This is a genomic window from Acidilobus sp. 7A (assembly GCF_003431325.1).
GTDB lineage: Archaea > Thermoproteota > Thermoprotei_A > Sulfolobales > Acidilobaceae > Acidilobus.
The window spans coordinates 559,384-581,821 of the sequence record NZ_CP010515.1; the positions used below are offsets into that span (position 1 = coordinate 559,384).

Consider the following 22,438-nt stretch of genomic DNA (forward strand, 5'->3'; position numbering starts at 1 on the left):
GGGCGCAACTAGTGATCGTAAGCTGACGAGAATGAGCGCCCAGGGACAGACGGCTGGGCGACCCCTCGAGGCGCCTATTGAGCTTAACGTCCAAATTTGTGCGTACGGCGTAAGGTTCTAGGCGCCTAGCGAGCCGTCCTGGGCCCTCCTGAACTCCCCCTTCACCGTCTCCTGGGCCCTCTTGACCTCCCTATCTATGTCCTCAGGCGTCAGCTGGGCCTGCGTGGTTATTTGGGGCGCCTCGAGGGGCTGGGGCCTTGGCGACCGTCTCGTTAGGGGCAGCCAGGGCGGCAGCCCCTGAGGCGTACTCGCTCAGCTCCCTAGCGAGCTCCCTGAGCTCCTCGCTGAAGCGGGAGAGCACGGTAGCGAGCTCCCTGGCCTCCCCTGCCGTCAGCCTGCCGCCCCTAATCCTGTCCCTCACGGACCTCGCGAGCGCCTCCATGTAGTCCCTCTCCCTCCCTTCCTCCATGAGCCCCTTCAGGGTCAGCCCAAGGTCGGCGTGTAGCTTGCTGACCTCGATGTAGGCGTTGGGGCCAAGGTAGCACCTCCTGACCTTCTTGTGAACCCTTCCGTCAGGGGTCCTCTCGTAGCCCTCATAGTGGACCGCGTAGTAGTAGACCCTGTTTCCGCGCCTCTGCCTCTCAATGTAGCTTACGGGCTGCCCGCACCTCGGGCAAACCATAACCCCCCTGGGCTGGGCCTCCAAGCCCCTCGCCCTCCTCCCTGCCCCTTGGCACACCCCCCTGACCCACCTCCCGCACCCCCGCGGCCGTGCGCCCTGACGCCTAGCTCTTAAAATTAGGCGTAAGGTCTCCCCTTGGCTGGGGCCTGGCGCCCGAGTACCTCCGTATTATATAGGGTGCGACTCTCCCGCCCAAGGCGCCCCCATAGGCCCTCAGCGCCATCAGGCAAGCCATACACCTAATTTTAGGAGTATGGCATCGTTAGGCGCGGCCCTGCCCCGCGCCTCTAGGCGGCCCCGCTTGGCGGGGCGCCCTGAAGGGGCAGGCCTCCCTCAGGGCTGACGGCCCCCTGGCCTTGGTGCCCCTTGGCCAGGCGGGCCCATGCGGCACGGCTAGGGCGGCGCCCCTGGGCTCAGGAATGACAAGCTCCTAAAATTAGGCGTAAGACTTAAAAGCCCAGGCTGGCCCTGTGGGCCTGGGGTAGGCGCGTGGCCGAGGAGGAGCCGCCTGTACGCAAGGGGATGGCCTGCCCGAGGTGCGGCAGGCCAATAGACTGGGTCGGCCGCCAGATTGTCAGGGGCCGCGTCTACTACTACGCCGTCCACGTGTCCTATGAGAACGGCAGGAAGAGGCTCAGCAAGTGCTACCTGGGCCCCAGGGACTACGACTATGTGAGCAGGCAGCACAGCGACATGGGCATGGAGCTGAAGGGCATGGTCTACGAGGCCATAAACAGCCCAGCCTCAAGGTTCAGGGACTACGTTGCTGGCATTGTTGATAAGCTCAGCGGCGACGCGGCCAGCGGGGCCCTGAACCTGGGCCAGGCCAGGGACTGGGCCAGGGCCGCCAGGGAGGCGGGCCAGCTGCTGCTTAGGCTGGCAGACGGGCTCGAGGGCTACGCCAGGAGGCTCGAGGCCGAGGGGAAGGCCGAGGAAAAGGCAGGGGCTGTCGCCAAGGGCGAGGGGGAGGCCCGCGCTGCCCCAGCGCCCGCTGGCCCGCTGACGGCTGAGGACTGAGGAAATATAGAGAGGGAGCTGAGGGAGCTCCTGGGCTCGCTGAAGGGGGAGGACAGGAGGGCCCAGGCCACGCGCTAGGCCCCCGAGAAGTCGCTTTCTACAAATTTGTAGAAAAGCGGGGCAGGCGCTCTGGCGCCTCGAGGCCAGGCCATAGCACTCGAGGCTGAAGGTGCGCCTGCTTAACTTACGCTAGTTAAGTTTACAACTGAAAGCCTCGCCTTTTAAGGCGGGGATGGCAGAAAACCTATAAGGCCCTGTTTTCTTGTTGGAGGTGTTGGAGGTGGTGGTAAAACTAAGGTGCCCGTACTGCGGCTACGTCTGGGACTACAAGGGTAAGAAGACCTTATATGTCACCTGCCCCAACTGCATGAGGAAGGTAAACGTTCAAAAGAACAGGGTGGAGTGAATGCCCGCGGGCGGTGAGGGAGCGCTAACCCTGACGGTCAGGGTGAGGGTTAGCCCCGAAGCCCGAAGGCGAGCAGACTATACTTGACCTTCTGAGAAGGTACAGGGATGCACTAAACTACTCGGTAAGGACGCTGATAGCCAGTAAGGCCCTGAGCCTCACTAAGGCCCACAGGCTCCTGTACAAAGATCTAAAGGAAAGATATGGCCTGCCATCCAAGATTGCCCAGGGCTGCTACAGGGAGGCCATCACCATAGCCAAGTCGTGGCTTAAGAACCCGAGAAGGGGCGCTGTGCCAACAGCTAAGCGCCTGAGCGTGTGGCTGACGCACGGACAGGGCTACAGGGTCAAAGGCGACCGCGTGGAGCTGATAGGAGGCTACAGGCTCAGAGTAATCGGATGGGACAGGAGGTACGATAACTTCCCTAATAGGGAGGCCAGGCTGGTGTTCAGGGACGGCAGGTTTGACCTTTATGTGACCAAGCGGGCGCCAAGGCCAGCAAAGTACGCCCCTAAGGGCGTGCTTGCCGTTGACGTGAACGAGAGGCGGATTGTCGTAGGTAACTCAAGCGTTGAGCAGAGAATCGAGACGCCCATTGAGAGGGCCCTACGCTACAGGAGGCTTGCTGAAAGGCTTGAGGAGAAGTACTCCTCGCCAAAGTACAGGACCTGGCTCAGGAGGAGTGGTATAAGGAGGAGCAGGAGGAGTGGTATAAGGAGGAGGCTAGGATACTTCCACAGGAAGGCCAGGAATATCATAGAGGACTGGGCCAGGAAGACTGCTCATAGGATTATATCATTGGCAAAGCAGGGCCAGCTGGCTGTCGCCAGGGAGGACCTCACAGGGCTGGTGGAGAGCCTCAGGGAACTCCCGAAGGAACATAGGACCGCCCTAATTGCGCTCGGCTACAGGAGGCTGGGGTTCTGGCTTGACTGGCAGGCTGAAAAGAACGGAGTACCATTATTTGTTGTTGACCCCGCTGACACGTCCTCTACATGCCCAAGGTGCGGTACTAAGCTAGTAGAAGTAGGGCACCGCAGGCTCAGGTGCCCAAGGTGCGGCCTTGAGGCCGACAGGGACACGGTAGCTGTGCTTAACATTGAGAGGAGGGCGCTTGGCAAGATGGGGGGATCTCTGGCCACCCCGACTGCCCCTCAAATGACAGATGTAAGCCCGAACAGATGGGGGGAACCCTCCGCCCTTTAGGGCGGGGAGGAGGTCAGATCTAGATGGTATCGCAAGGTCTCTAAATAAGTTATAAAAGCTAGCGGGCCCTTAGGGTTCAGAGACGGGAAGTTAATGAACCAGAGCAAGGACAAAGATTTCAAGAGGATTATAGTGACCTATCCCACGCATCCGCTCTTCCTTTGGGTATACCTTGCGGTTGGCATGCTATTGGCCTTGCTTTTCTCAAGACTTTTCTCAAGGCTCCCCTTCTACCTAGCCGAGGGACCATATAACCATGAGGCCTTCGCGCTGGCGTCCCTGGTGGCCGCGCTTATAGCCTTGAGCCCCCTGCTAAGCTTTGTGAACCTGGTAATAAGGCGGCTGAGCACTGGCGTGTTAGTTAATGAACTTGAACTAAGCTATGTAGAGTTCTTCGGCATACCTGTCCCAGTACCAAAGGTCAGGCTAAGGGAAATGAAGACGCTGCTGGCGATAAACGTTGGTGGTGCCCTGGTGCCCCTGATAGCATCAGTCATATTTTCATATCTTCTTATCAACTCGCCTTACGGTAGCGTATTCGTGCTCACCGCGGTTATAGACATCGTAGTGGTAACGCTTGTAACCTACGCGCTCTCAAGGCCAATGCCGGGCGTGGGCATAGTCGTGCCAGCCTTCATACCGCCACTCACGGCGGCCTTCGTGGCTATTGTAGTGAGTGGCTTCGGCGTCCCAGCCGCCGCGGCTGCCTACATAGGGGGCTCCATAGGCAGTCTGCTGGGTGCTGACGTCTTAAGACTCCTGAGAAGCTACAGAGAGCTAACAGCAAGCATGCTAAGCATAGGTGGGGCTGGCATCTTCGACGGCGTCTTTATGAGCGGCCTGTTAGCGTTCCTCTTAGCATTTTAGTTTGTAGCGTTTGGCTGTCGGGCCCTAGAAAGTCTATCAATTATGCGCCTTTACAGCTAAGGTCTGCCACAAATATGGACTTCGACGGGCTGTACTCTATCACCTTTCTTGAGAACTCCACGTTCACGTCAGCGCAGCTCCTGGAGGCGGCCTCAACGATGTTAACGATAGCTTCATCCTGAGTCTGCGCTAAGTAGTAGACATGAAGAGTCGCTGACTGCCTTGAGGCAAGCTTACAGGCCACGTCAAGGAAGTCCGTAGATGATGTCGGATTATTCATGATTATCCTGTCAAACCTACCCTCTACTACGTTGGGCAATGCCCTGGCGTCAGACCTAAGCACGACGACCCTCCCCTTGAGCAGCTTAGCGTTAAGGGCAACATTGGCCTCAGCAAGGGCGGCCGCGTAAGGGTTGAGGTCATTTGCAACTACTGTCGCCGTGCTCCTGGAGGCCACAGCTATGGAGAATGGCGCGACGCCGCAGAACATGTCAAGGACCCTTTCATTGTTGTTGACGAGGGAGGCTATCCTTTGCCTTTCCCCGGAGAGCCTTGGGTTAAAGTACGTCTTTGCAACGTCTACGCGGAACCTCAGGCCAGACTCCTTAACCACGGTGAGGGTTTCACCAGCTCCGTATAGCAGGACCAGCTGAGGTAGCCTCAGCTCACCCGTAGTGCCCAGCTTAAGGAAGATCGACTTCGCTCTGGGGTAAATCTCAGCGAGCTTGGAGACGGCGTTTACGTAGGTCTGAAAGCCTAGCTTGGAGCTGTAGTTCAGCAGGATTATGTCGCCAACCACCAAAAACCCCGAGACTCCTAGGTCCTCGTCAGAGAGCCTCAGGGGCCTCCTGCGCTTTTCAAACTCCGCCCTGCAGGGCCTTGCGACAACACCAGCCGACTTGAGCAGCCCTGCAGCTGCCTCAGCGTTAAGCACAGGTATGGCAAGTTCGCCGTCTATCTTCCTCGGTCTCCAGGCGTCAAGGAGCCTGGCAGCCCTTAGAGCGGTCAGAGCCCTATTGGCATCAGCTAGGCTGACTGCAACGCACTCCCTCAGCTCGTTCATAGTAGCGCACCGGGAGGCCGAGGCTGTAACCCGCCTTCTGTACTTCGGCGGCATCTGACTCAGCGGCCCTGGGGGCCTCCCGCGGCTCCTCACAGGCCCCCGCCTTGCTCCGCTGGGGACGGCCGTTTCACCGCATCCCCCGCGGTCCTCAGCCGGTTACTGCGAGCCTGTCGCCAGGCTCGCCTCGCGGCATCATAGCCATGTCGCGAGGGCCGTGTCGTCTCTGTGCCGTTGCCCAGAGGTCTGCCCTGGCCCCTTGCGGGGTCCAGCTGCCGCTGGGAGGGCGGTGTTTCCTCAGGCCTTGCGGCCCGTGGCCGCCAGCCTCGGCCTCCCGATGCCTAGAGCTCAAGCTCACGCATAATAAACTGTTCGCGAACACCGTAACTCGCAGAGAAGCCCAGTGAGGTAGCTTGCAGCAGGGGACCGCGGTAGGCATAGTTGTGAGGCCTTCAAGCGAGGTCGCCGAGGCCCTAGCGAAGAGGACCCTAGACGTCATAAAAGAGCTTGGGGCCAGGCCCCTTGTCGAGGTTGAAAGCGCGAGGAGTTATCCTGAAGTCTTCAAGGGGATTGAGACTTTTAACATAGAGAGGGACCCGCCGAGTAAGGTCATTGTAATTGGCGGCGACGGAACACTCCTGAGAGCAGCTATAAGGGCTGGGACTCATGACGTGGTGTTCCTTGCGGTTAGGGCCGGCAAGAGGGGCTTCATGCTCGACGTTGACGAGACCACGCTCAGCAGTAGGCTTAAGGACTTCATTAGTGACAGCTATGAGCTTGTTCTGCACCAGAGAGTTAAGGCTTCGCTTAACGGCGAGGAGCTCCCGTGCGCTGTGAACGATGTTGTGCTGTTCACATCAGAGGGCTCAATGGTGAGGCTCGACGTGTACCAGGTGGAGGGGGGCAATAGGGAGAGAATCATGGGCATTGATGGTGATGGGCTGATCCTATCAACTACTACAGGCTCTACAGCCTACAGCCTAAATGCAGGGGGGCCTATAGTGGATCCAAGGCTTGACGTTATAGTGCTGACCCCTCTTAACCCTGTGCAGCTCTTCCTGAGACCTGTAGTTATGTCAAGGAACAGCGTCATAAAGGTCCTCATGAGGCGCGACAGTGGGCCAGCGTACCTAGTGCTTGACGGTCAGATTAAGTATAACGTGAGGTCCGGCGATGAGGTAGAAGTTTACCCATGTGAAGTCCCCTTGAAGGTGGCTAGGTTTAAGTGGTGGTCAAACTACTATGAGAGGCTCTTCGCCCGCCTGCTCAGCTACTGGTAGCTCCTCGTCAGTTGCTGTGCTTGACACGGGCGCCCTGATAGCGTCACTGCAGCTTAGGCTGCCGCTTACGTGCGTGACAACGCCGCAGGTCTACGACGAGGTAAAGGATGAGGAGTCTAGGTCCTCCCTCGAGCTTTCTCTAAGCCTTCACAAGCTGATCATAGTCGCACCATCACAGGACTTTCTTGGGGCTGCCTTGAGGGAGGCAGGCTCGGCCGACGTCGCAGGCAGGTTAAGCAAGGCTGACCTCAGCGTGCTGGCGTTGGCGCTTGAGCTGGCGGCGTGCGGCAAGGAAGCATTCATTGCAACGGATGACTACTCCCTGCAGGCGGCCGCCGCTAAGGCTGGAATCAAGGTAATAAGGGTAAGGTATGCAGGGATTAGGGAGCTCAGGGGCCACCGCGGCGCTGAGCGCGAAGGATCATAGCCATGGCTTGGCCTTGTCTGTCCGGGTCACCATGCGCCTATTGCAAGCCTTACAAAATATGGCGGCCTCAGGCCCAAGCATACCTGCAAAGTTTAGCTGACTATGAAGCCCCTTAGGTCGAAATACGTGGCCTCCGATACCTTTACGTTTACATAATCTCCAAACGACCTGGCATCGGTGGCTGGCACGGTGACTGGGAAGTAGTTATCCAGCCTGACGGTGTAGTAGCCATCCCTAAAGCTCCTGGAGGCCAGTAGCCCCCTGTAGATGCCGCCCACGTACTTCCCATAGATCTCGAGCCCGACACTCCTTATGACCTCCTGTATCCTCAGACTTCTCTCCTTCTTAACGGGCTCGGGTATCTGAGGCATCGATGCCGATGCAGTCCTTGGCCTTATGCTGTACTGGGCCAGGTAAACCCTCTCGAACTTAAGCTCATTAACGAGGGCCACGCTATTCATGAAGGCCTCCTCGTCCTCGCCAGGGTGACCAACTATTATATCAGTTGCAAAGAGCGACGAGGGGTACCTGCTCTTCACCTTTCTGTGGAGCTCCTTGAACTCTGAAACCGTGTACCTGCGGTTCATTATCTTGAGCACTCTGTCGTCGCCGCTCTGCACGGGTATATGGAAGAACTTGAAGACCCTCTCGTCCCTGTAAACCTCGAGCAGGTCATCTATTAGGTCCATGGCCTGGTTCGGCGTCATCATGCCAATCCTGAGCCTGTAGTCGCCAGGGACTCTGTCAAGTATATCCCCTATCAGCTCCGGGAGCCTCGGCCTTCCCGGCAGGTCAAGCCCATAGGCGGCGGCGTCCTGGCCAGTAAGTCTTATCTCCCTGGCACCCCTCTTAACAAGCTCCCTGACAAGGTCAACTATCGCCCTAGGTGAATACGACTTCAGCGTTCTCCTGGCGATCTTTGTTTCGCAGAAACTGCAGTTCTCAAGGCACCCCTCCGATATCATAATCGTGGCGACGCCGTCCCTTATTGGCGGCGTTGGGAGGACGCTAACGTCCCTCTCGCCGTCAAGGAGGTAGAGCTGCTTGTCGGCTTTTAATACGTCAACTACCTTGGTGACGTTTTGAGGCGAGAGCATGCTGGCTGTCGGCGCCACCCTCATAACTAGGGAGGGCCTTGACTTAGAGAGGCAGCCGCTCACTATCAGTTTCTTGCCTTCAACGAGGGGGCTCAGCTCAACGAGCCTCTTGACTATCTTCTCCTCAGTGTCAAGCCTCACGGAACAGGTGTTTACTATTACTACATCTGCCTCGGCAGGGCTCTTGACCTCCTCGTAGCCCGCATCCCTGAGGAGGCTACGCATTATCGCGCTGTCGAACTCTGAGAGCGCGCAGCCGTAAGTCTCTATATAATACTTCGGCAGCTTTAACACCTATGTTTACCTCTGAGGCCGCGCTTTTCTGTGTTAGCTTATAGGCTAGCATCCCATAAGTTCCTCGGCGCTAATCACTTCAAAGGAGACCTTGCAGCTCTCAACAGCCTCCTTAACGGCTCTCTCCCTGTCAGTGAGCTTCGAGCTGCCACTCTTGAGCTCGACAAACCTGACAGTGACCTGATGGCCCTCCTCGATGCCATCAAATACGACGAAGTCTATGGGGCTGCCGAGGAACCTGACCTCCTTTGGGTTAAACCGGAAGCCGGGCAGCATGGGCGCCAGCTGCTCGTAAATCTTACCTGCGGTGACAGCAGAGCTTCTGCGCGCTGCGTCCTCCCTCACCCTCTCCACCTCGGCGGCCATTATCTCCTTTGCCTTGGCTTCGGCCAACCTCTCTAAGTTAGACTCTATCGTGCTGAGCGACCTCTTTGCTAAGTATAGCCTTACGCTCTGTATAACAATTGCTAAAAGCTCGGCAACTATCACCGCAGCGACGAGGTATTCTGTTAAAGGGCTGGCCAAAGCGCTTGAATAATACTGCAAGCTCAAAGTCCCACCTTACTCTAACTGCCGAAGGGGCGTTCACTGTTAAAAGAGCTGTCTTCTAATCTACTAGGAGGCTCAGTGACAGAGACTAAGTATGTGTTCATAACTGGCGGAGTGATGTCGGGCATTGGAAAAGGCATAGTATCAGCCTCTACCGGTCTCCTCCTGAAGTCGCGTGGCTACAAGGTAGGCATTGTCAAGGTTGACCCATACCTCAACGTGGACGCTGGAACCATGAATCCGTACGCTCACGGGGAGGTTTATGTGACAGAGGACGGCGGCGAGACTGACCTAGACCTTGGTCATTATGAGAGGTTCCTGGGCGAGAACCTGAGCAGGAAGCATAACATAACCACTGGGCAGGTCTATCTCAGCGTCATAAATAAGGAGAGGAAGGGCGAGTACCTCGGCAAGACCGTTCAGATAATACCGCACGTCACTGATGAGATTAAGCAGCGTCTATTTAGCGTGGCTCGCGAGACCGGTGTTGACGTGCTTGTGGTAGAAATTGGAGGCACAGTGGGTGACATAGAAGGCCTCCCGTTCCTTGAGGCTGCCAGGCAGATGTACGTAGAGCTTGGCTCCGGGAACGTAGCTTTTGTTCACGTGGCACTGGCGCCCGTCCTAAGCACGACTGGCGAGCAGAAGACGAAGCCAGTGCAGCACAGCGTCTATGAGCTGCGCAGGATAGGCATACAGCCTAACATCCTCGTGGTCAGAAGCCCAAGGCCTCTAGAGGCCGAGGCCAGGCAGAAGATAGCTCTGTTCGCTAACCTGTCGCCAGCGGACGTAATAGGCGACCATGATGTTGATTATGTGTATGAGGTCCCGCTGTTGCTCGAGTCGCAGGGCTACGCCTCAAGGCTTATATCAAAGCTTGGCCTCCAGGACAGGGAGCCTGACCTGGAGTCATGGAAGCTCTTCGTTGACAGGCTGAAGGGCACCGACAAGGTGGTCCATATAGCCATGGTGGGCAAGTATACGAAGCTCAAGGACAGCTACCTCAGCATTGTGGAAGCCCTCAGGCACGCTGGCGTCACCGTCGGTGTCAAGCCAAACCTGGTCTGGGTGGAGGCCACTGACGTGGAGGAGGGCAAGATAAAGGTTGAGGACGTGCTCTCAACAGTTGACGGGGCTGTCATCCTGCCCGGCTTTGGCAAGCGCGGTGCTGAAGGCAAGGTAAAGGCCATAAGGTACCTCAGGGAGAGCAATATACCTACGCTCGGTATATGCTTTGGGCTTCAGCTGTCCGTCGTCGAGTTTGCCCGCGACGTTATTGGACTTGAGAACGCTAACAGCACTGAGATAGACCCAAGTACCCCACACCCGGTCGTTGATCTGCTGCCGTGGGAGCGCGACGTGAATGAGATGGGCGGCACGCTAAGGCTTGGTGCCTCAGAGATACGCCTAGTAAAGGGCACCCAGCTCTACGACCTCTACGGCAGGGACGTGATATATGAGAGGCACAGGCACAGGTACGAGGTTAACCCGAAGTACGTTGATAGACTGGTCGAGGCGGGCCTTATAATAAGTGCGTGGAACCCCCAGGGCCTCGTAGAGGGCGCGGAGCTGCCTCACAAGGAGCACAGGTTCTTCTTGGGCACGCAGGCTCACCCGGAGTTTAAGAGCAGGCCCCTGGCGCCTAGCCCGCCCTATGTGGGGTTGCTGAGGGCCTCCACAAGTAGGTGATCCACTTTAATTGTGAAGGGATTAGAGTTTTAATGTAGAGAACTAATTAAAATAAAAACGTTTAAGCTTCGCTGCTAACAACTCTAACGGCGTAGAGCATTGCAGATACCATTAGATAAGATATGCGTCAAGAGCGGAGTCCTATGCGATAAATGCAAGGCCAAGATTGACTCTGGCAAATACCAGAGGTGGGAGGTTGATGTAATGAGGGCGCTGTTAAACCTTGAGGGCAGCTATAAGGAGCTAAGGAACGCTTCGTACAGGAAGTCCGTTATAGTTGGCGACACACTATACATAGTCCTTGATAACGTAAAGCTAGTAAGCAGGCAGCTCGCTAGGTCCCTTGAAAAGGAGCTGGCAAACCTCAACATAAAGAGGGTCTTCTTGGTGGCAGGCTCCAGCGATCCAAAGAGACTTATAGAGAGCCTGCTGCCGACATCCCAAGTGCTATCAGTCAACACCTACTATGCGCCTGACGGCTCCACGTACTACATAGCTAAGCTTCCGTTGAGCGACAGGTGGAGGGTCTCTGAGGTCGAGCGCGCCGCACAGGCCGTCTTCAAGTCTCTGAGCGGGAGCGACCTCTTCATAGAGTATGAGGAGGGGCATCAGAGCCCCCGCGCCGCGGAGGGCTTAGGGGAGAGGGTTGACAAGGAGAAACTGAACGAGATTATAAAGCACATAGAGAGGCAAAGTCAATAGCTGCCTGAGGTTCACAGCCTTAGCTGAACCACATGTCAAGTCTTGACTGCTTGCCCTTTGAGCTCTCCCTAAACGCCTTGACAAGCCTCTCAGCAGCCTTGGTCACGCGGTCCTCGCTAAAGTCGTGCTCCTTCACCAGTAGCTCCTCTATCTTGCTGAGGTCAGGCTCCCTGAAGTCTATCCTGTAGCTCATGTTAACCGGGGGCTTCAGGAAGTACTCATAAATCTTATATGGGTCCACGTCCTGCGGCAACAGGGACTTAACGGAGTCGAGGGCCTTCTGGGGGTCCTTCACGCTCTTGACGAAGTTGAGGGCAGTCTTAGGTCCATAGCCTTTCACGCCGTCTGGGTCAAAGTCAGTGCCCACCAGTATACCAATGACTATGAGTTGCTCCCTAGTTATGCCAAGTGACTTAAGCATTACGTTAAGGTCTATTATCTCAGGCCTCACTTCAACGTACTCGTCCTTGTTGGGCAGCTTTCTCTTCCCAGTTATTGCGAGGTTCCTGACTAGACGAGGAGCTCCAAAGAGTAGGCTATCATAGTCTTGGCTCCCAGCGGCCCAGGCGTCACCCCTCTGAGCCAGGAAGGCTGCCTGCGCCTCCCCGTCGGCGGGCGCCTGAACCCATGGTATACCCATATAATCAAGGAGCCTCTTAGCCTCAGTTACCATGTCCCCGGTGAGCTCTGACGTGGCCTGCGCGTATTTCTTAGCCTCCTCCAGGGACCCACGCTCCTTAGCCTTCGCGTACTTCTCGGCGGCTTCCTTCTTCCTCGATATCCTCTCTTCTATCTCTTTTCTCTTCATTTCGGGCGGCTTGCCGTCGAAGACATAAACGGGCCTCAGGCCCTCCTCCACGAGGTTTATGGTCCTGTAGAAGAGCCCGCTCAGGTGGCTTGTGACCCTTCCCTGAGAGTCCTTGAGGGGTGTGCCGTCAGGCTGCCTTATTGCAGAGAGGAACTGGTAAAGCATGTTATAACCGTCAAGGGCCACGGCGTAGCCCTTGAGGGCCTTCAGATCGACTTCCTGCCTTGCTTGGTCTGGTATTATGTCCTTTATATCAACGCCCATCGGCTGCCCCTTTTAACAGGGCAGGGGCAGCTAAATATTTGCACCGCTTTCAACGCATTTTAAAAGCTTTTGAATCCAAAATAGCCGAAGCAGCTGCTTAAGCGAGGAGGACTAAAGCTGGCAATTTGAAACCAGGCTTACCCCTTTTCATGAGCAGCCTCCTGAGGCCCGCCACGATTAATCAACTCTATTTGCCTATCCTCCTTAGTGCTCGAGCTCACGTGCACTAAGCCCATAATTTCAAGTCTAAGAAGCGTTTTCATTAAGTCTACGGATGAGATTGAGTAGCCGTTCTTTAAAAGGTATGAAAGTAGCTGGCCGTCTGTGACGGGCACCTTACCGTTCTGAGTGAGCTCCTTTAGAGCGTCGTACACCGCGTTTATGAGGGGCTGATTATACCATACTGACAACTGCTGTCACCCTTTGGTGCGCGCGACTAAGAGCCTACGCAGAAGTTTAGTGAGAGGAGGGTCTTTAACTTTAACCCTTTAATAAAAGCTCTGCTCGCGCCATTGGTAGTACTGGAAGGCTATGAGCTCTTCGCATTATGAGAGTTGCAGAGCTGAGAGGATCGTCGGTATTAATTCTATTAAAATGTTCAGGCGCTCACAGCGTGAGGGAGGGCTGCGACGGCCTCTGCTGCGATGCCACTATCTGCCTTGCAGTCTCAAGCCACCTGAGGTAGTAGTCTATCATGTACTTTGTCACGCTGGGCCTTACCTTGTTAAGAGCCTCCTCAACGTGCTTGAACCTCACGACGGGTGACGTCATGTCCTCCCTTAGTGCTGTTAGCGCCGCCTCCCTCACGAGCGCGGCCAGGTCAGCCCCCGTGTAGCCGTTTGTCATCTTAGCTATCTCCGTTAGGTCAACGTCATCAGCTAGTGGCACGCTGCGGGTGTGTATCTTCAGGATCTCGAGCCTTCCCTTCTCGTCTGGCGGGGGTACGTATACCAGCTTCTCGAACCTGCCTGGCCTAAGCAGGGCAGGGTCCACCAGGTCAGGCCTGTTGGTTGCAGCTATAACCACAACGTTCTCCAGGTTCGTTATGCCGTCTATCTCCGTTAGGAGCTGGCTAACTATCCTCTCGCCGACGTTGCTGTCCTCCTCAATACCCCTGAGCGTCGCTATGGACTCTATCTCGTCAAAGAACACCACGGCTGGTGCGTACTGCCTTGCTTTCTTGAAGACCTCCCTTATGGCCTTCTCGCTCTCGCCAACCCACTTGCTGAGCACCTCCGGCCCCCTTATGGCTATGAAGTTGGCCCCGCTCTCCGTTGCAACGGCCTTAGCGAGGAGGGTCTTGCCTGTGCCTGGTGGGCCGAACAGCAGTATCCCCTTTGGCGGCTCAATGCCGAGCCTGCTGAACGAGTGCGGGTACTTGAGCGGCCACTCCACGACCTCCCTCAGCTCCTGCTTCGCGCTCTCCAGGCCGCCTATGTCGCTCCAGTGGACCTCCGGGACCTCGACCTCTATCTCCCTTAGGCCGCTCGGCGTTACCTCCTTGAAGGCTGCAAGGAAGTCCTGCATGGTGACTACCATTCTCTCCAGCAGCTCGGTGGGGATCTTCTCCTGCTCAATGTCTATCTCGGGCAGGTACCTCCTGAGGGCGTGCATGGCTGCCTCCTTAGCTAGGGCCGCCAGGTCAGCCCCCGTGTAGCCCTTGGTCATCTCTGCTAGCTTGTCAAGGTCAACGTCGTCAGCTAAGGGCATGTGTCTGGTGTGTATCTGAAGTATCTCGAGCCTGCCCTGCCTGTCGGGCACGGGAACCTCTATCTCCCTGTCAAACCTCCCTGGCCTCCTGAGGGCCGGATCTATGGCGTTAGGCCTGTTAGTGGCCCCTATTACTACGACTTGCCCCCTCCCCTCAAGGCCATCCATAAGGGCCAGAAGCTGGGCCACGACTCTCCTCTCAACCTCGCCTATGACTTCGTCCCTCTTGGGCGCTATGGCATCTATCTCGTCGATGAATATTATCGCTGGGGCGTTCTTCTTGGCTTCTTCAAATATCTCCCTCAGCCTCTGCTCGCTCTCGCCGTAGAACTTGCTCATTATCTCGGGACCGTTTATTGCCACAAAGTAGGCGTCGCTCTCCGTTGCAACGGCCTTAGCGAGGAGGGTCTTGCCTGTGCCTGGTGGGCCGAACAGCAGTATCCCCTTTGGCGGCTCAATGCCGAGCCTGCTGAAGAGCTCTGGGTGCCTGAGCGGCAGCTCCACAAGCTCCCTTATCCTCGCTATGACCTCGTGTAGGCCGCCTATATCGTCATAGGTAACCTTTGGGAACGTCGTAGTTATGGGCTTATCCAGGACATCGACGACGGTCTTCTCAGTTACCATGATGACGCCTCTAGGCTTTGTGTCAATTACCACTAGCTGAACAGCCTGGCCTATGACTGGGATCTGCACTATGTCGTTTTCAACGAGCGGGAGACCGATGAGCTTCTTCTTCACGTACTTCTTAAAGCTGTCATCTATAGAAATGGAGTGCACGGTGGGCGCCAGCTTAACCCTAACGGCCTGCTTGGGCTCAACCTTCCTAACTATTACCTTGTCTCCTATGTTAACATCTGCGTTCCTCCTCAGGTTTCCATCCATCCTTATTATGTCAAGGCCCGCATCCTCCGGCAGGGCTGGCCACACTATGGCTGCGGTCTTCTTCTTACCCTCGATCTCTACTACGTCACCGGCTTCCACGCCGAGCTCCTTCATGACGTCTATGTCTATCCTTACTCTCTTCCTCCCTGAGTCTCTTGGCTTTGCCTCGGAGACCCTGAGGACAACCTCATTGGAGGGCTGCCTCTGCTGGTTCTGACTGTTGTCTTCGGCCAATCGGCGCACCTCCACTGTACCTCCTGCGTCAGGCCTAATAAAATGGATGGTCATAACCTAAAAAGGAAATAAAAAATGATATTATTTAATTAATACGAATATTGAAGGACACTTTTATATTGGCCGTGCCAAAATAGTCTGGAGACGGCCTTTGCAGGTGCAAAGAAACAGGTTTACATTGGATGCAGGTGGCGGTAACTATTACGTTATTAGGTGGGACCCAAAGGCGCAGAGCGACGACGACCTTAAGAGGATGATAGTTGAGAGCATGAGGAAGGGCGCGAAGAGAGTCATGGTGGTCGTGAAGTCTGACGACATAAGCTATATGGAGAGGGCCAGAGAGGTTCTGGCCAACTTCATAGCCCAGACCATAGTTGTGGTGAGGGAGAAGGAGGTGAGCAGGACTTGACTTTCGATGTAGTAATAACCACTGACAGAAGTATGATGACTGATCACCATCACCATGAGTTCCTGGGATTTATGACGACAGGCCCGTCCTTCGGGGTCCCAGAGCGGGTCTGGGCCTGGATAGCAGCGCCGAAGCCTAAGGTGGACAGCTTAGGCAGACCCAAGGTAGCCACCTACGGGCTGAGGAAGATAGAGGCCGCCCTGGTCGACGCCGGCTTTAACGCGGCAGTGGTTGACCCAGACCATATAGGGAAGCACCTTGACACTATGAAGGTGCTCATGATAGGCCATCACGACTTCTTCGCCTATGGGCCTCCGAGCAGCGAGTGGTGGACTATAACAGGAAAGGAGCCCTTCAACAGGGTCAGCTTCAGGAAGTTCATGGAGAGCCCTGTGGTGAGGGAAGCCAAGAGGAGGGGAGTCAAGATAATAGTCGGCGGGCCGGCGGCCTGGCAGTGGCTCTGGAGCCTTGACGAGTGGAGGAACTGGGGGGTTGACACCGTAGTTGACGGCGAGGCTGAGAAGGTAGTAACGGACCTTGTGGACAGGGCCATTAAAGGGGAGCCCCTGCCGGACTACATCTATGTCGGCTCCTATGACGTGCCCCCAACGGCCGAGGAGATACCTAAGATAAAGCATGCGAGCGTCAACGGGCTAGTGGAGATAATGAGGGGCTGTCCTAGGGGCTGCAAGTTCTGCAGCGTCACGCTTAGGCCGTGGAGGTTCATTCCCATAGATGACGTTATAGAGGAGATAAAGGTTAACATGAGGGAGGGCGAGAAGGGCATAATACTTCACAGCGAGGACGTGCTGCTCTACTACGCTGATGGTATAAAGCCAAGGCCTGATGCGCTTATAAAGTTGCATACCGCAATCAGGCAGCTGACGGACGAGCCCATAGGCTGGAGCCACGCCAGCCTGGCCGCCGTGAAGTACGCCGAGGATGAGCATAAGTTAATAACAAAGCTGACGGACATTATGTTCTCCAGTGAGAAGCAGAGCTACCTGGGCGTTGAAGTAGGCCTGGAGACTGGTAGCGTGAAGCTTGCTAGGAAAGTCATGCCAGCGAAGGCGGCCCCCTACCCGGTCGAGAAGTACCCTGAAGTGGTAGAGGACGCGTTCTCCATAATGCATGAGCACAAAGTGATACCAGCTGCCACCCTGATAGTTGGCCAGCCCGGCGAGGAGCCGGACGACGTGGTTGCTACGACTGAGCTAGTCGAGAAGCTGAGGCCGTACAGGAGCCTCATAGTGCCCATGTTCTTCGTGCCTATGGGAGCATTTAAGAACATGGAGTGGTTCAGAAGGAACATGGTAAGGCCGGAGCACGTGGATCTGCTGAAGGCCACGCTTAGGCACAGCGCCTACTGGGCTAGGGACATCGTTGACAAGTTCTACCTGAAGGGGACGAGGTACGTCCTCGTGAGGGCTGTTATAAAGTGGATCGTGAACTACATAGAGAGGAAGGCCGAAGAAGCAGCCAAAGCCGTGGAGCAGCGTGGAGCGTGACTTTAGCACAAATGAAAAAGAGGAAGGTGAAAAGAGTAGCGGCAGCGATAATAGAAGAATGTACATAATTGTTGCAGTTGCTTATTTTGTGGCCTTAGTGCTGATAGTTTTTGAAGTTATAGGGGGCGGATTAAAGAACATCATCTATTACGTCTCTGGCAGGTACGTCCTGCTGCTTGCGGCAGCCCTCGTAATTTTCGCCGAGGAGTCTTTAAAGAGCCTAAGGTTCGTCGTAGCCGCCAGGCTAAGGGGCTATAGGCTGTCTCCCTTTAGGGCGTTGGAGGCGCACTTCTCTAGCCTCTTCGTTGGCATGCTTACGCCGGCGTTCTCAGGGGCTGTGCCTACAGCGGCGGCTGTGATAGGGGACTCTACGCGGGCTCCGCCCTCTGACGCGCTCTCAATAGCGATGGCGGCCACCTTCGCTGACTCGATGCTACCGGCACTGGCTTCCATCTACTTCGCGCTTCCTGAGGTGCCGCGGTCAGCCATAGTTGTAGTGATCGCGGTGCTGGTTATAGTCACGTGGGCTGTGGTCCTCTCCAGTAGCCTCCTGGAGCGCATAATGGGCGGACTGGCTAAGTTTATGGGGAGCAGGGCGGCCAGCTTAGTCAGAGAGGAGACCGAAAGCTTTAGGAGATCACTGGAGGGCATAGTGACTTCTAGAAGAACTGTGACCCTGATTGTGTTGATATCGGTCACCTCCTATGTGATAGAGGCGCTGTCCCTTCTGGTAATAACCAGGGGAGGGCTGGCAGGGTTTGTAAGGGACTTCGGCGCTCTCATGATGTCGTACGTTGGGGGCAACCTGCCTACTCCTGGGGGTGAGGTCGGGGTCGAGTACTCGCTCTCGCTGCTCCTGAGCGGCAGGGAGGCTGTGCTGTGGAGGGTCGCGTATATAATTGTAGCAATGGTGCCGGCGGTCCTGATTAATAAAATTATATCGAGCTATGTGGACTATGGAAGCGCGGTTTACTCTCACTATAAGTCCCTGCTGGGCGCAGGCAGACGGCAAGGCCAAACATAAAAGACCTCCAGGGCGCATCCCCTCAGGGCACGTGATGCAGGAGGGCTTCATAAGCACTAGGGAGGCCCTGGCTAGAGGCGACGGCGAGAGGGTTAAGCTCAGGGGCTGGGTGTACCGCAAGAGGGACCTGGCCTCAAAGGTATTTGTTGTGATGAGGGACGCTGATGGCGTAATTCAGTGTGTCGTGGACAGGTCAAAGGCCGACGTCGCTGCTCAGGCAAGCAGCGCTACCATAGAGTCGTCAATAGAGGTCGAGGGAGTCATAAGGAGCGACCCAAGGGCCCCAGGGGGCAAGGAGGTCGAGGTAGAGAAGTTCAACATAATAGGTTTAGCCGATGACTTCCCGATCAAGGGCGGCGAGAGCATAGATTACCTGCTCGACGTTAGGCACCTGTGGCTCAGGTCAAGGAAGCTGACCCAGATAATGAGAATACGCGCCACGGTCCTCAAGGCCCTGAGGGACCACTTCACCTCCAACGGCTGGTGGGAGGTAAGCCCCCCAATATTGACCCAGAGCGCTGTTGAGGGCGGCGCCACTCTGTTCTCAGTTGACTTCTTTGGCAGGAAGGCCTACCTGAGCCAGAGCGCCCAGTTCTACCTGGAGGTCATGATATTCAGTCTTGAGCGTGTGTGGTCGCTGACGCCAAGCTTCAGGGCGGAGAGGAGCAGGACAAGGAGGCACCTCTACGAGTACTGGCACCTTGAGGGCGAGGCGGCCTGGATGGACATGCATGACATGATGAAGTTCGTGGAGGGCCTTGTCAAGAGCGCCGTTAAGGCGGTCCTTGACGAGAGGCAGGAGGAGCTTCAGTTCCTCGGGAGGAACCAGGAGCCGCTCGAGGAGACCCTTAAGTCGTCCTTTGCCGAGGTCACATACGACGAGGCCATAGAGAGGCTTCAGAGGAAGGGGGTCAATATAAAGTGGGGTGACGACATAGGGGCTGACGAGGAGAGGGTCCTGACTCAGGACGAGCGCGTGCCTTTCTTCCTCACAATGTTCCCAAAGCACCTCAAGAGCTTCTACATGAAGGTCTGCGACAGGAGGCCTGAGGTGGCGCTCGGCTTTGATCTTGAGGCGCCTGAGGGCTACGGCGAGGTCGTGGGAGGCAGCCAGAGGGAGGACAGGTATGATGTCCTGCTTCAGAGGATAAAGGAGAACAACCTGAACCCAGACGACTACCAGTGGTACCTGGACCTGAGGCGCTTCGGCAGCGTGCCCCACAGCGGCTTCGGCCTAGGGGTTGACAGGCTGGTCATGTGGATAACGGGCATTGACCACATAAGGGACGTCATACCGTTCCCGAGGCTGCGCGAGAGGATTTACCCATGAGGATCTGTGGCCTCATATCAGGTGGCAAGGACAGCGCCTATGCGCTCTACAGGGCCATAAAGGACGGCGCAGAAGTCGCCTGCCTGGCCTCCATAATGCCCTCAAGGCCTGACAGCTGGATGTTTCACAGGCCCCTCGTGGAGCTCACGAGGCTTCAGGCCGAGGCCATGGGTTTCGGGGACAGGCACTTCATGATCCCGGTGAGCGGCGTCAAGGAGGCTGAGGTGGAGGAGCTCAGGGAGGGCCTCAGGGGCCTTAAGGCAAGGTACGACTTTGATGCCATAACGGTTGGAGGCGTTGCCAGCAGGTACCAGTATGATAGGTTCTCAGCGATAGCAAGGGACCTCGGAGTCAAGGTGTTCGACCCCCAGTGGGGGGAGGAGCCGGAGGAGTACCTGAGGAGGCTCGTCAGGGAAGGCATAGTGTTTATAATAAGCCAGATAACGACCGCGGGCCTGCCTGAGAGGCTCCTCGGGGTCCCCGTGCAGGACGAGGTTCAAGTGGAGGAGATACTTAGCCTGTCCAGGAGGTGCGGCTTTCATCCGGCCTTTGAGGGAGGCGAGGCGGAGACCTTTGTTGTTGCGGCGCCTCACTTCTCAAGAGGCATATGTCTGAGGGGCTCAAGGGTTAAGATGGCTGAGTACCAATATGCGCTCAGCGTCTCCGAGGCGCGCCTGTGCGGCGACGTAGTTATAGTAGTTGACTCCGAGAGCTACCTGGTGAGGAGGCGCTCCGAGTTCCTCGCAACGGCTTCTAGGACCTCAGGCACCTGAAGGCCTTTCACTTGCGACACTATCTCAGCTAGATCAGGTAACATCAGCGGCGTCAGCCTTAGGCCGTGGTAGTTGTACGGACCGTCGCTCTCAAAGACCATTGAGCCCAGGGGGGTCTCCCTGGCCACGTCCCTCAGCTTTGGCTGAATCTTTATGGCTACGTTTATCGAAATGGCGTAGCCCCTGCCCACAATCCCTGGTACCAAGTTGAGGGGGCCGCTGTACCAGTGGAACATGGCCCTCTGGACCCCTATCTCAGCAGCCTCCATAAGGGCGTCGCGCCAGGCGTCAGGCGCATGTATATTGAGGAGCGCGCTGAGCTCCTTAGCAGCCTCAGCGTAGGCCCTAAAAACCTTCAGCTGCGCCTGCATGCTGTCAACCTGCATGAACTTCCTGTCAAGGCCTACCTCGCCGATACAGCTGACGCCCTTCCTCGTTGCTAGCCTTAGGAGCTCCCAGGCCTCAGAGATGTCGTGGTTCTTGAGCGACCAAGGATGAAAGCCTGCGCATGGTATCACGTTGGGGAACCTCTCAGACAGCTCTAGGGTTCTGTTAAAGCTACTCACGTCCTCTGAGACTGCAACTATCTTTAGCTCCTTAAGCTTAGAGAAAATGTCCTCCACCTCAGCGTCGCCGAACTCATTCAGGTGACAGTGCATGTCATAATACATTGTTCGCCCCGCGCCCTCTAGAGCCTTGGAATCATTTAAGGGCTACTCAGGCTCCCTGAATGTGAATGCCTTCAAATAAAGGCAACGCCTTTAAGGGGAGGCGGCTTATCTACCCTGGGCCCGGCGGGGTCCGAGGTCGAGGGCCCGTAGTCTAGATTGGATAGGACGCCGCCCTTACACGGCGGAGGTCGCCGGTTCAAGTCCGGCCGGGCCCACCACTTCTTTGGCATTTAATGGGTAATGTTGTGCTACTACTGGAGCTTGAGGTTCCCGTCTTAAAGGCGCTTGAAACCACTTTATGTGACTTCAGGCTTCCAAATAATGATCTCTGTAGCACTAGTTTTAGTGGGCTCTGTATTCTCATATCTGAGGGGCGGCAGGTATGTCTATGAGGAAAGCTCACAGGTCAGGAGGGGACGGGCAGCGTTAGAGCCAAGAGAATACCGTAAATTATAACGGCCATGACCCCCAGCCCGGTAAGTCTTGACCCCTCCAGCGCTGGACCTGGGTGCCTCCCCCTCGTAAGTAGCAACAGGAAGAGGGCAATTATGCCGAAGAGGCCAAGAGTCGGCATATAAATGCCAGACACCAGCAGCACTGCTACGAACAGGAGTGATATTGTCATGTGCCCCTTCTCGCCCAGCGCAGCCCTAAGGACGTGACCCCCGTCGAGCTGGCCCACTGGTATGAGGTTAAGGAAGGTGACGAAGAATACTATGTAAGCGGCAAAGGTGAGAGGCGACATCTCGACGACGTACCCTGAGGGTGTGTGTATAAAGGCTAGGAGGAGGTCCATGATAACCGGCACTACTGATAGCGACGACCCAGGGGGCACGGCTGACGCCGGCACTATGGCCGACGTGTGGAGCCCCACCAGCGCCACGGGGATGGCCGCCAGAAACCCTGCTAAGGGGCCCGCGACCCCGATCATTGCCAACTCATCAGCTGTGGCGGGCACCCACTTCATGTTAATCACCGCGCCTAAGGTTCCTAGGAAGCCCAGCTGGAGCGGCGGCGCTGGGATTAGATATGGCGGACTCCTTGGGACGTCAAACCTCCTCATGAAGATCCAGTGCCCTGACTCATGAATTAGCAGAGGGCCCAGGAGCCCCACCAAGTAGAGGATGGGGGTCAGCATACCTCCCCCAGGCAGTCCAGCAAGGGCTAGGCCGGAGATGTAAACAGTCACGATAGTTAGTGCCGCGAGGCTAGCCAGCAGGGCCGCGTTAGACTTCTGGCTGTACTTAACTAATATCAGTGCGAGCGACCCGTCGTTGTCCCTTCTGAGCGCGGGCGCCATACCTAACCTCACGAGCTCCCTGTAGAGCCCCTTGAAGGAGCTCGTGAGGTCTCCCTTGACGTCGACCACTTTGTACCTGGAGGCCCCTTCACCGAGCTCCGCCCTGTCGGCCACCTCGACGTACTTTGATATCGTTTGATCAACTATATCCTGCTGTTGTGCGCTGGTCCCCACCTAACCTCCCATTATTGGCTGAGGCCCGACTCTAATTAAGCTGACCACAGACATAATCGATATCAGCTTATTGT

The 22,438-nt window shown here is 56.3% G+C and carries 22 protein-coding genes, 1 tRNA gene and 1 other RNA gene; 14 read left to right on the forward strand and 10 right to left on the reverse strand.

What is annotated here, in order from left to right; genetic code table 11:
- Window positions 1-202: 202 nt before the first annotated feature.
- On the reverse strand, window positions 203-706 hold the full coding sequence (locus SE86_RS02860; protein ID WP_148666755.1) for a hypothetical protein: 504 nt from the start codon (window positions 704-706) through the stop codon (window positions 203-205).
- Window positions 707-1,171: 465 nt separating this feature from the next.
- On the opposite strand from SE86_RS02860, the gene SE86_RS07890 reads away from it, so the two are divergent.
- From SE86_RS07890 to SE86_RS02875, 4 genes are all read left to right on the forward strand, one after another.
- The gene (locus SE86_RS07890; protein WP_148666756.1) at window positions 1,172-1,699 is read left to right on the forward strand and encodes a hypothetical protein; all 528 of its coding nucleotides are present in this window, start codon (window positions 1,172-1,174) and stop codon (window positions 1,697-1,699) included.
- Between the two features lie 280 nt (window positions 1,700-1,979).
- Window positions 1,980-2,105: a hypothetical protein gene (locus tag SE86_RS08295; protein WP_257791320.1), complete on the forward strand. Its 126-nt coding sequence runs from the start codon at window positions 1,980-1,982 to the stop codon at window positions 2,103-2,105.
- 91 nt (window positions 2,106-2,196) lie between these two features.
- Entirely contained in the window at window positions 2,197-3,312 is a 1,116-nt protein-coding gene (locus SE86_RS02870) for an RNA-guided endonuclease TnpB family protein (protein ID WP_236747355.1), read from the forward strand.
- A 93-nt stretch (window positions 3,313-3,405) separates the two neighbouring features.
- On the forward strand, window positions 3,406-4,179 hold the full coding sequence (locus SE86_RS02875) for a DUF1614 domain-containing protein (RefSeq protein WP_117354196.1): 774 nt from the start codon (window positions 3,406-3,408) through the stop codon (window positions 4,177-4,179).
- A gap of 40 nt (window positions 4,180-4,219) precedes the next feature.
- On the opposite strand, the gene SE86_RS02880 is transcribed toward SE86_RS02875, so the two are convergent.
- Both SE86_RS02880 and rnpB read right to left on the reverse strand, forming a co-directional pair.
- Complete coding sequence (locus tag SE86_RS02880) at window positions 4,220-5,242, reverse strand: methyltransferase (protein ID WP_117354197.1); 1,023 nt, start codon at window positions 5,240-5,242, stop codon at window positions 4,220-4,222.
- A 14-nt stretch (window positions 5,243-5,256) separates the two neighbouring features.
- Window positions 5,257-5,572: RNase P RNA component (gene rnpB, locus SE86_RS02885), an RNA gene on the reverse strand.
- An 80-nt stretch (window positions 5,573-5,652) separates the two neighbouring features.
- On the opposite strand from rnpB, the gene SE86_RS02890 reads away from it, so the two are divergent.
- Together SE86_RS02890 and SE86_RS02895 are read left to right on the forward strand one after the other, a co-directional pair.
- The gene (locus SE86_RS02890) at window positions 5,653-6,519 is read left to right on the forward strand and encodes an NAD(+)/NADH kinase (RefSeq protein ID WP_117354198.1); all 867 of its coding nucleotides are present in this window, start codon (window positions 5,653-5,655) and stop codon (window positions 6,517-6,519) included.
- A complete protein-coding gene (locus SE86_RS02895; protein WP_117354199.1) occupies window positions 6,482-6,946 on the forward strand; it encodes a DNA-binding protein in 465 nt (154 codons plus the stop codon). The genes SE86_RS02890 and SE86_RS02895 overlap by 38 nt, the downstream gene beginning before the upstream one ends.
- 92 nt (window positions 6,947-7,038) lie before the next feature.
- Here the strand turns inward: SE86_RS02895 and SE86_RS02900 are convergent, their stop codons facing one another.
- Both SE86_RS02900 and SE86_RS02905 read right to left on the reverse strand, forming a co-directional pair.
- On the reverse strand, window positions 7,039-8,337 hold the full coding sequence (locus tag SE86_RS02900) for a tRNA (N(6)-L-threonylcarbamoyladenosine(37)-C(2))-methylthiotransferase (protein WP_117354200.1): 1,299 nt from the start codon (window positions 8,335-8,337) through the stop codon (window positions 7,039-7,041).
- A 45-nt stretch (window positions 8,338-8,382) separates the two neighbouring features.
- Window positions 8,383-8,862, reverse strand: a complete 480-nt coding sequence (locus SE86_RS02905) for a Holliday junction resolvase-like protein (RefSeq protein WP_158543090.1) — start codon at window positions 8,860-8,862, stop codon at window positions 8,383-8,385.
- A gap of 102 nt (window positions 8,863-8,964) precedes the next feature.
- On the opposite strand from SE86_RS02905, the gene SE86_RS02910 reads away from it, so the two are divergent.
- Both SE86_RS02910 and SE86_RS02915 read left to right on the forward strand, forming a co-directional pair.
- Window positions 8,965-10,575, forward strand: a complete 1,611-nt coding sequence (locus SE86_RS02910) for a CTP synthase (protein ID WP_117354202.1) — start codon at window positions 8,965-8,967, stop codon at window positions 10,573-10,575.
- Window positions 10,576-10,674: 99 nt separating this feature from the next.
- Entirely contained in the window at window positions 10,675-11,277 is a 603-nt protein-coding gene (locus SE86_RS02915; protein ID WP_117354203.1) for a hypothetical protein, read from the forward strand.
- A 19-nt stretch (window positions 11,278-11,296) separates the two neighbouring features.
- On the opposite strand, the gene fen is transcribed toward SE86_RS02915, so the two are convergent.
- The 3 genes from fen to SE86_RS02930 form a co-directional block, all read right to left on the reverse strand.
- Entirely contained in the window at window positions 11,297-12,349 is a 1,053-nt protein-coding gene (gene fen / locus SE86_RS02920) for a flap endonuclease-1 (RefSeq protein ID WP_117354204.1), read from the reverse strand.
- A gap of 137 nt (window positions 12,350-12,486) precedes the next feature.
- Entirely contained in the window at window positions 12,487-12,759 is a 273-nt protein-coding gene (locus SE86_RS02925) for a hypothetical protein (RefSeq protein WP_117354205.1), read from the reverse strand.
- A 196-nt stretch (window positions 12,760-12,955) separates the two neighbouring features.
- Entirely contained in the window at window positions 12,956-15,175 is a 2,220-nt protein-coding gene (locus tag SE86_RS02930; RefSeq protein ID WP_117354206.1) for a CDC48 family AAA ATPase, read from the reverse strand.
- Window positions 15,176-15,353: 178 nt separating this feature from the next.
- Here SE86_RS02930 and SE86_RS02935 point away from each other — a divergent pair, with 178 nt between their 5' ends.
- The 5 genes from SE86_RS02935 to SE86_RS02955 are packed head-to-tail and all read left to right on the forward strand — an operon-like array spanning window position 15,354 to window position 20,219.
- Complete coding sequence (locus SE86_RS02935) at window positions 15,354-15,584, forward strand: hypothetical protein (RefSeq protein ID WP_117354207.1); 231 nt, start codon at window positions 15,354-15,356, stop codon at window positions 15,582-15,584.
- A 32-nt stretch (window positions 15,585-15,616) separates the two neighbouring features.
- Window positions 15,617-17,092, forward strand: coding sequence for a radical SAM protein (locus tag SE86_RS02940; RefSeq protein ID WP_174221357.1), 1,476 nt, complete (start codon window positions 15,617-15,619; stop codon window positions 17,090-17,092).
- Window positions 17,082-18,116: a flippase-like domain-containing protein gene (locus SE86_RS02945; RefSeq protein ID WP_148666757.1), complete on the forward strand. Its 1,035-nt coding sequence runs from the start codon at window positions 17,082-17,084 to the stop codon at window positions 18,114-18,116. Before SE86_RS02940 ends, SE86_RS02945 begins: the two co-directional genes overlap by 11 nt.
- Window positions 18,117-18,150: 34 nt before the next feature.
- Entirely contained in the window at window positions 18,151-19,446 is a 1,296-nt protein-coding gene (asnS, locus tag SE86_RS02950; RefSeq protein WP_117355080.1) for an asparagine--tRNA ligase, read from the forward strand.
- The gene (locus SE86_RS02955; RefSeq protein ID WP_117354210.1) at window positions 19,443-20,219 is read left to right on the forward strand and encodes a diphthine--ammonia ligase; all 777 of its coding nucleotides are present in this window, start codon (window positions 19,443-19,445) and stop codon (window positions 20,217-20,219) included. Before asnS ends, SE86_RS02955 begins: the two co-directional genes overlap by 4 nt.
- Here SE86_RS02955 and SE86_RS02960 read toward each other — a convergent pair.
- Window positions 20,159-20,890: a TatD family hydrolase gene (locus SE86_RS02960; RefSeq protein WP_117354211.1), complete on the reverse strand. Its 732-nt coding sequence runs from the start codon at window positions 20,888-20,890 to the stop codon at window positions 20,159-20,161. The genes SE86_RS02955 and SE86_RS02960 overlap by 61 nt on opposite strands.
- A 140-nt stretch (window positions 20,891-21,030) precedes the next feature.
- Here SE86_RS02960 and SE86_RS02965 point away from each other — a divergent pair.
- Window positions 21,031-21,108: transfer RNA gene (locus SE86_RS02965), tRNA-Val, on the forward strand.
- 188 nt (window positions 21,109-21,296) lie between these two features.
- Here the strand turns inward: SE86_RS02965 and SE86_RS02970 are convergent.
- Window positions 21,297-22,364: a site-2 protease family protein gene (locus SE86_RS02970; protein ID WP_211096700.1), complete on the reverse strand. Its 1,068-nt coding sequence runs from the start codon at window positions 22,362-22,364 to the stop codon at window positions 21,297-21,299.
- Window positions 22,365-22,438 lie beyond the last annotated feature (74 nt).